The 248-nt window shown below is 41.1% G+C and carries 1 protein-coding gene; it reads left to right on the plus strand.

All coding sequences use genetic code 11. The features are described 5' to 3' along the window. On the plus strand, window positions 1-248 hold a 248-nt coding region (locus NCR35_RS29840; protein ID WP_250537472.1), incomplete at both ends, for a reverse transcriptase domain-containing protein.

A 248-nucleotide genomic window follows, 5' to 3' on the forward strand; every position in this document is an offset into this window, starting at 1 on the left:
GAAAATGTCCAATTTAATGATGGATCTTGAATACGTGAGAGCCTACATAGATGACCTATTAGTGACTACTAAAGGATCATTTGAAGATCACCTTCAGAAACTTGAAAGAGTACTGAACCGGTTAGAGGATGCAGGACTGAAGGTCAATGCGTCTAAGTCTTTCTTCGCTAAAGAAGGATTAGAATACTTAGGTTACTGGATATCCAGAGACGGAATCCAACCCCTGACAGCTAAGGTGGAGGCAATAG

The sequence above is a fragment of the Caballeronia sp. AZ10_KS36 genome, assembly GCF_023631105.1.
GTDB lineage: Bacteria > Pseudomonadota > Gammaproteobacteria > Burkholderiales > Burkholderiaceae > Caballeronia.